Here is a 5959-nt window from a genome sequence, read left to right as displayed (position 1 = left end):
TACTACGACACACACAGCGCCGAAGACGAGATCGCTGCGGCCGACCTCGTTCCCGGCGACGCTGCCAACACCGCGCCGATGAGCGGCTACAGCGTGCGGTTGCCCACCGACGTTCTCGATCAAGCCCGAAAGCTCGCCTCCGAGCGCGGAATGACCACGGGCGCCTGGCTGCGTGAAGCCATCGAGAACGCGGTCGCCTCGAACAGCAGCAGCGCCGACGCGGTACCGGTCACCGACCTGCTCGCACTAGTGGCTCGGCATCACCAAGCCAAATCCGAAGCCGAGATCACGCGGCCGGAACTTGTCGAGGAGTACCTCCGCCACATCAGTGGACTCACAAGTGCGCCGCAGTGGAACGTCCGCGATTTCGATGTGGCGACGCCGGTCGACAAAGTCAACGTCCTGTTCGGCACCTGGATAGCTGGCATGAGGAACGCCCCGCCCCTCCCCCCGCACATGAAGCCTGCCGCGAACTACGTCGTCCGCACCCGTGGCAAGACGATCCGCGTCGTCTCTGCTTCGAACCGCTCCACAAGTCACGGCCGGCGCCGCACCAAGACCTGAGACACCGCCTCCGGCCGCATTGTCGACGCTGCGCGGCAAAGCCGTCTACATCGGGGGCTGAGACCCGTATTCAACCCCCGAATGGCAGAAGGCCCGGCCGAGGGCCGGGCCTTCTATTTGCGGGCTTCGAGCCCTGCGATCAATGCGACGCTCTACCAACTGAGCTATGAGCCCTTGCAGTGGACCCAGCGGGACTCGAACCCGCGACCTTCGCAGTGCCGCCACTGTACTGCTGGGCATCGACAACATCGGATGCCCCACGCGCTCAAGGATCTCCAAATCATCGGCGGCCAGCGGTCTTCGCTCATGTATCAGATCCGGATGCCCGACCTCGTGTATCGCGTAAGACGGTTCGGGCGTCCTTTCGGCGGGTCGCGTCGGGATGGACGACGGCAATAGTTCCAGCCATGAGCCGCACCAAACCGTCGTGGTGAAGCCAGTGAAACCCCAGGCGCAGCGCGTACCCCAATGCACCGAGTCCCACTGCGCCGGTGAATATCTCGATCATCTGTAGCGGTTCCCATCTTCTGGTTGATCAGGTGTGGGAACCTTACGAATCGGGGGTGCAGAATGTTGCAGTCCCAAGTATCTGCTGGTGAGAGCGTTTTCGCCGCATTTCGAGTCGACGCGCGAGAACTTGCCGGCCTGGTGGGGTTCTGCCACAGCCGGTGTCTTGGCTAATCTCATAGATGATCCGTTTTCTGTTTTTCTGTGAGAGAACATCGGACACCAGCTGCCCTGACCTGTTGGCGCAGGTCGGGGCAGCGCTCTCCCATCACCCTCCAGGGCTTGTTCGAGCCGTACTTATTGGAGCACAAACCGGGTGGCGCCTGCTGTAAAGCCATGGCGCATTGAGTCTCTGATGCACGGCACGATTCTCCGAATCACCCGCTCTATCTTGCCTTTTGAGGAAAGATCAGAAGACCGTACACAGCGATCCACCTGCCAAAACTTTCTACTTACACGCGTGTATGTCCCCTCTTTCGACCGTCGGAATCTGACGGACAACACATCTTGCCTCGGCGAAGGCTCCGCTCGATAGGTGATCAACCCGTGAAGTTCGTGAAGGTTGGCGCACCTCGGCGTGGCCCTGGGCGACACATGTTGACGCGCTTGCAATACACCACTTCCTCAGGAATCAAAGTTGCGTTCAGCCAGTAACGCCACCACGTCGAACTGTAAGTCCGACACCGGACACCACGAGCAGCTCACCGCCCGCGGCTCACCGAAGGACAAGTCAACCGCATCTCACGGCTGCGAACGTTCAAAAAAAGTTCAAAATCGCGGGCTGCCAACGGAATCCAGGAAGCGCCGATCTACCTGCGCATATACCGCAAATGCGGACATGCCTGCAGCTCATTTGAATCTGCCCGCAATGTGCTTGAACAGCAGCTTGTTCTGGGTGCTCCTCGAGCAGGAAGTTGTCCTTCTCAACAAGCTCAATCCACAGGTAAGCCGATGCGCCTGTAGTTTCCGCAGAACCTCAAGCCGTTCCAGCAAGTGGCAGTTTTAAAACTGCTACACTAGATTGGCAGTTTTAAAACTGCCAATCGGTCTATCGAACGGAACCTCGGTCATGAAGTTCTTCCTGGGCACGCATCAGCCGAACTGGGTCACCCTCACCGACGAACCCTTGTTCATCAGCGACGTCCGTCTCCGCGACCGCAAGTCCTTCCCTCGCGCCCGCGGTGAATGGGCCTTGGACTCTGGCGGATTCAGCCAATTGCAGAAGCACGGGAGTTGGGATTCGGTCACCCCGCACGAGTACGTGGCTCGGGTACGTCGCTACCGCGATGAGGTCGGCAACCTGGTCTGGGCGGCGCCGCAGGACTGGATGTGCGAGCCGATCATCATCCATGGCGGGCAGGCCGGGCCGATCAAGTTCGCGGGAACGCATCTGTCGGTGTCCGAGCATCTGCACCGCACGGTGGGCAATCTGATCGAGTTGCGGTCGTTGGCACCGGATCTGCCGATCGTCCCGACGATTCAGGGGTTCGTGCGCGCCGACTACGAGCGCTGCATCGACCTCTACGACAAGGCCGGTATCGACCTGGCCGTCGAACCGATCGTCGCGATCGGCAGTGTGTGCCGTCGCCAGAACACCACCGAGGCCGCCGAGATCATCACCGCGATCACCGAAGCCGTTCCCGGAATCCGGTTGCACGGGTTCGGGATTAAGACCGCAGGCCTGGGCTCCTACGGCTCGTTGCTGGCCTCCTCCGACAGCATGGCCTGGTCCGACACCGCTCGCAAAGAACAGATCCTGCTGCCCGGCTGCAGCACCCACAAGAACTGCGCCAACTGCATCAAATACGCGTTCCGGTGGCGCCAGAACGTTCTGGCGTCGTTGGCCGGGCATGCCACCCGCACCGTGTGCTCGGCCGCGCCGACATCCCGGCGAGTGTCCAGAAAACTAGACGGAAACGCCTCCGCCGCACGGCGTTTGGCGCTGTCGGGATTCCGTGACGAAGCGGCCCGACTCGAACGCGATACGAGCATCCGGTGGGCGCATCGCGACGGCATGTCCGTTCGCGCGATCGCGGCCCTGATGAACCTGAGCCCCGCCCGCGTCGGGCAGATTCTCGCCGAACCCGACACCGGGCAACTGCTGCAGCAACTCCAGCAGCTGCGCCAGCGCTGGAACGTCGACACAGACCCGGCAAGCCGCACCGCCGCCGATCACATCGTCGCGAACCTCACCGCCACCGAACTGGGCCGATAAGGCCATTCGAACCGAGAGGAGGACCCGCCATGCCAACTTCTTCTTCCGCGTTGACCGAGGACGAGAGGCTGCTACTGGCCGGTGCCGGCGGATCGCCGATCGCTGGAGCGCTCGCTCGCGAGTACGACCTCGACGGGCTGTTCCTGTCACACCGATACTGCTCGCTCAGCGACGAGGTGGTGGCCCTGCGGCCCAACTGGCGGCTACTCGCCGCCAAGGTCGACCGCGGCGCGGTACGGCTGAATATCCCCGACGATCGCACCGACATCGCACCGGTCGCTGTCAGCCGAAAACGGCTGCGCGCCTACGGTGAATCACTGCCGCCCGAGATGCGCGCCAAGCTCGGCGACTACCGCAACCACACCAGCGAACAAACCGATCTGCTGCTGTGGGAAGCGCTGCAGCTCCCGCCGCGCCCGATCCTGCCGCCCGGACCTCCTCCATGGTTGCCAGCAGTAAATCGTCGTCACGTCGCTGCTGCTGGCAGTTCTAAAACTGTTACGGTTGGCCGCGTGGTCAACGAGCACGAGTACGAACCGGCCGAAACCGTCGCTCTGGCGGACAAGGTGGCCGACCTTCGCGAGGCATGGCAGGCCGGGAAGCCCTTCGCGGGCGGCCAACTGTTCGGGCTGCCGCCACTGGATAACGATGTGTGGGTCGACATCGCCGGTGCTTCCGTGATCACCAATCTCGCGCCGAAGACGGTCACGTCGTTTCTCTCGCGCGGCAAGCCGAAAGCATGCCCGTTCCCGGTCCCGAGCAAGTTCCTCGGACGGCTGTACTGGCCGGCCACCATCCTGCTGGCATGGACGACGGAATACGAAACCGTGCGGCGAACCGAGCGAGCGTAAGGAAGGTTTCAGGCGGCTTGCGCCCGGTAGCTGCAGCTCATGCAGTACCAGCCAGGCAGGCCTGCGATCTGGGCCGCGTGCAGCATCTCGCCGCACTCGCACAGCGGCGGCCGGTTGATATCCCATTCGTCGATCGCAAGAACGAGGCTGGCCCCTTGCCCCTCGACGCCGAGCAGTTCGACGGAGCGGTCGTAGAGCCGCAGCTGCTTGCGGCTGATGGCCTTCAGAGCCCAGAGTCGTGCGGTTTCGACGAGTTCGTCCAGATCATCCGAACCGAACCGGGTGGACAAGACGCCATGCCCCGGGATCGGCAGGTCCTCCTCGAGACGGAATCGAGCCACTAGTCACCACCTCCGGAATCCGAATCGGCCGCAACGAGTTCAGCTGTCGGCACCGGGAACCGGTAGCGGCCCGGCGCATCGGCCTGGATCGACTCGACGACCGCGTGGTCACCGTCGAGCTCGACCACGGTGAACACCGATACGCCACCCGCTACCAGCAACACGCGATCCCCGATGCTCACCATGTCACGCAGCCTATCTCGTACGACCGTCCGGTTTGTGAAAGAATCGAAAATGTGTTCGATGACTGGCAGCCAGTCTACGAAGTCGAGGGCCGGGTGGTGGCCGATCCGGAACGGCTGTACCGGACCCGCAAGGGTTGGGTCGAACCCGCGCCGATCAGCTGCCCGGCGGGACACCGCCTCGGCCCGAAAAAAGCCCTGGTCGGCTCTCTCGCGTGCTTGGCGGTCGCCGGGTTCCACCGCCTGCACACCTGTGTCCAGTGCGGATACACCATCTACACGCCACCGCTCACCCCGAACTGCAAGCATTGAACGACTGGAGACCTGGGGCGAAGCGTCCGGCATTTCGCGCGCGTACGCAGGAGTCGAGTGGACGCATGGTTGCGCGTGCGCGCGTACCCGCGTGCGCGCGTATACAGGTACCCGCGTCATTATGTCCACTCGTGCGCTCGTCCAGTTGCACGCATGTCCGCGTGTCCACCCAGCATTGGCAGCCGGGGTATGCGATCGTGCACGGTAAGCGGCAGGCCACACGGCGCTGCCCGGCGACAAAGGACCCGAGATGGCTGCACTGTCCAATGAGGCCGAAGCCCGCATCATCGCGCTCGCGAACCAGAAGGGCGGCGTCGGCAAATCCACGATGACGCTATGCCTGGCTCGCGCTGCGAACCACTACTACGGTGCGCGCGTACTCGTCCTGGACATGGACCCACAGGGCAACGTCACATCCACCCTGGCCCGCGAGGACCTCGCGGCCGACGAAATCACCATCGCCGACGCCATCACCCCGGGAACCAAAATCGCGCTTCGCGAGGTCATCGTGCCGACGATTTGGGATGGCATCGACCTGGCTCCTGGCGGTCAAACCCTCGCTGTCGCCGAGCAGCAGATCCTCGCGGGGCAGTTCGGGCGCGAACACCGATTGCGCGAGGCTGTAGCGCCCGTACGTTCCGACTACGACCTGATCCTGATCGACAACGCGCCGGCATTGGGCTTGCTGCTCGTCAACTCACTGGTCGCAGGGAATACCGCCCTACTGGTCAGCGAGGCACACCGGTGGTCCTCTGACGGCCTGGCGCTGCTAGGCGAAACCCTCTCCGGCGTCCGCAGCTACCACAATCCGCAACTCGAAATCATGGGCTGCATCGTCAACAAGTGGCGCGGGACCGCATCGGAAAAGAGTCGGGCCGACGAGATGGTCGACGGATTCGCGCTCCATTTCCCTGGTGTCCCGGTGTGGCTGGATCGACGTGTGCCGCTGTGGACCGGCATTGTCGACACCCTCGATGCCGGGCTCGG

Annotated in this window: 7 protein-coding genes; 5 read left to right on the top strand and 2 right to left on the bottom strand. The window is 63.1% G+C overall.

Features of this window, described 5'->3' with window-relative positions; all coding sequences use genetic code 11:
- The 3 genes from ON44_RS34195 to ON44_RS34185 form a co-directional block, all read left to right on the top strand.
- Positions 1 to 564: YlcI/YnfO family protein (locus ON44_RS34195; RefSeq protein ID WP_040698350.1), on the top strand; the 564-nt coding region annotated here is incomplete at its 5' end.
- Between the two features lie 1576 nt (positions 565 to 2140).
- On the top strand, positions 2141 to 3286 hold the full coding sequence (locus ON44_RS34190; protein ID WP_063721668.1) for a deazapurine DNA modification protein DpdA family protein: 1146 nt from the start codon (positions 2141 to 2143) through the stop codon (positions 3284 to 3286).
- A 29-nt stretch (positions 3287 to 3315) separates the two neighbouring features.
- Complete coding sequence (locus ON44_RS34185) at positions 3316 to 4137, top strand: hypothetical protein (RefSeq protein ID WP_157187412.1); 822 nt, start codon at positions 3316 to 3318, stop codon at positions 4135 to 4137.
- Between the two features lie 8 nt (positions 4138 to 4145).
- Here ON44_RS34185 and ON44_RS34180 read toward each other — a convergent pair whose 3' ends face one another.
- Together ON44_RS34180 and ON44_RS34175 are read right to left on the bottom strand one after the other, a co-directional pair.
- The gene (locus ON44_RS34180) at positions 4146 to 4478 is read right to left on the bottom strand and encodes a hypothetical protein (RefSeq protein WP_040698347.1); all 333 of its coding nucleotides are present in this window, start codon (positions 4476 to 4478) and stop codon (positions 4146 to 4148) included.
- Complete coding sequence (locus tag ON44_RS34175; protein ID WP_051182734.1) at positions 4478 to 4663, bottom strand: hypothetical protein; 186 nt, start codon at positions 4661 to 4663, stop codon at positions 4478 to 4480. Before ON44_RS34175 ends, ON44_RS34180 begins: the two co-directional genes overlap by 1 nt.
- A 51-nt stretch (positions 4664 to 4714) precedes the next feature.
- On the opposite strand from ON44_RS34175, the gene ON44_RS34170 reads away from it, so the two are divergent.
- Together ON44_RS34170 and ON44_RS34165 are read left to right on the top strand one after the other, a co-directional pair.
- Positions 4715 to 4972: a hypothetical protein gene (locus ON44_RS34170; protein WP_040698346.1), complete on the top strand. Its 258-nt coding sequence runs from the start codon at positions 4715 to 4717 to the stop codon at positions 4970 to 4972.
- Between the two features lie 250 nt (positions 4973 to 5222).
- On the top strand, positions 5223 to 5959 hold a 737-nt coding region (locus ON44_RS34165; RefSeq protein WP_040698345.1), incomplete at its 3' end, for a ParA family protein.

This window comes from Nocardia vinacea NBRC 16497 (assembly GCF_000308835.1).
Taxonomy (GTDB): domain Bacteria; phylum Actinomycetota; class Actinomycetes; order Mycobacteriales; family Mycobacteriaceae; genus Nocardia; species Nocardia vinacea.
Note: the sequence above shows the minus strand (reverse complement) of the source record. Positions and strands in the feature narration are given on the sequence as shown.

Bases quoted from the DNA above. Each gene is read 5' to 3' on its own strand.
- ON44_RS34190 (WP_063721668.1), top strand. From the start codon at position 2,141: ATGAAGTTCTTCCTGGGCACGCATCAGCCGAACTGGGTCACCCTCACC.
- ON44_RS34175 (WP_051182734.1), bottom strand. From the start codon at position 4,663: ATGGTGAGCATCGGGGATCGCGTGTTGCTGGTAGCGGGTGGCGTATCG.
- ON44_RS34185 (WP_157187412.1), top strand. From the start codon at position 3,316: ATGCCAACTTCTTCTTCCGCGTTGACCGAGGACGAGAGGCTGCTACTG.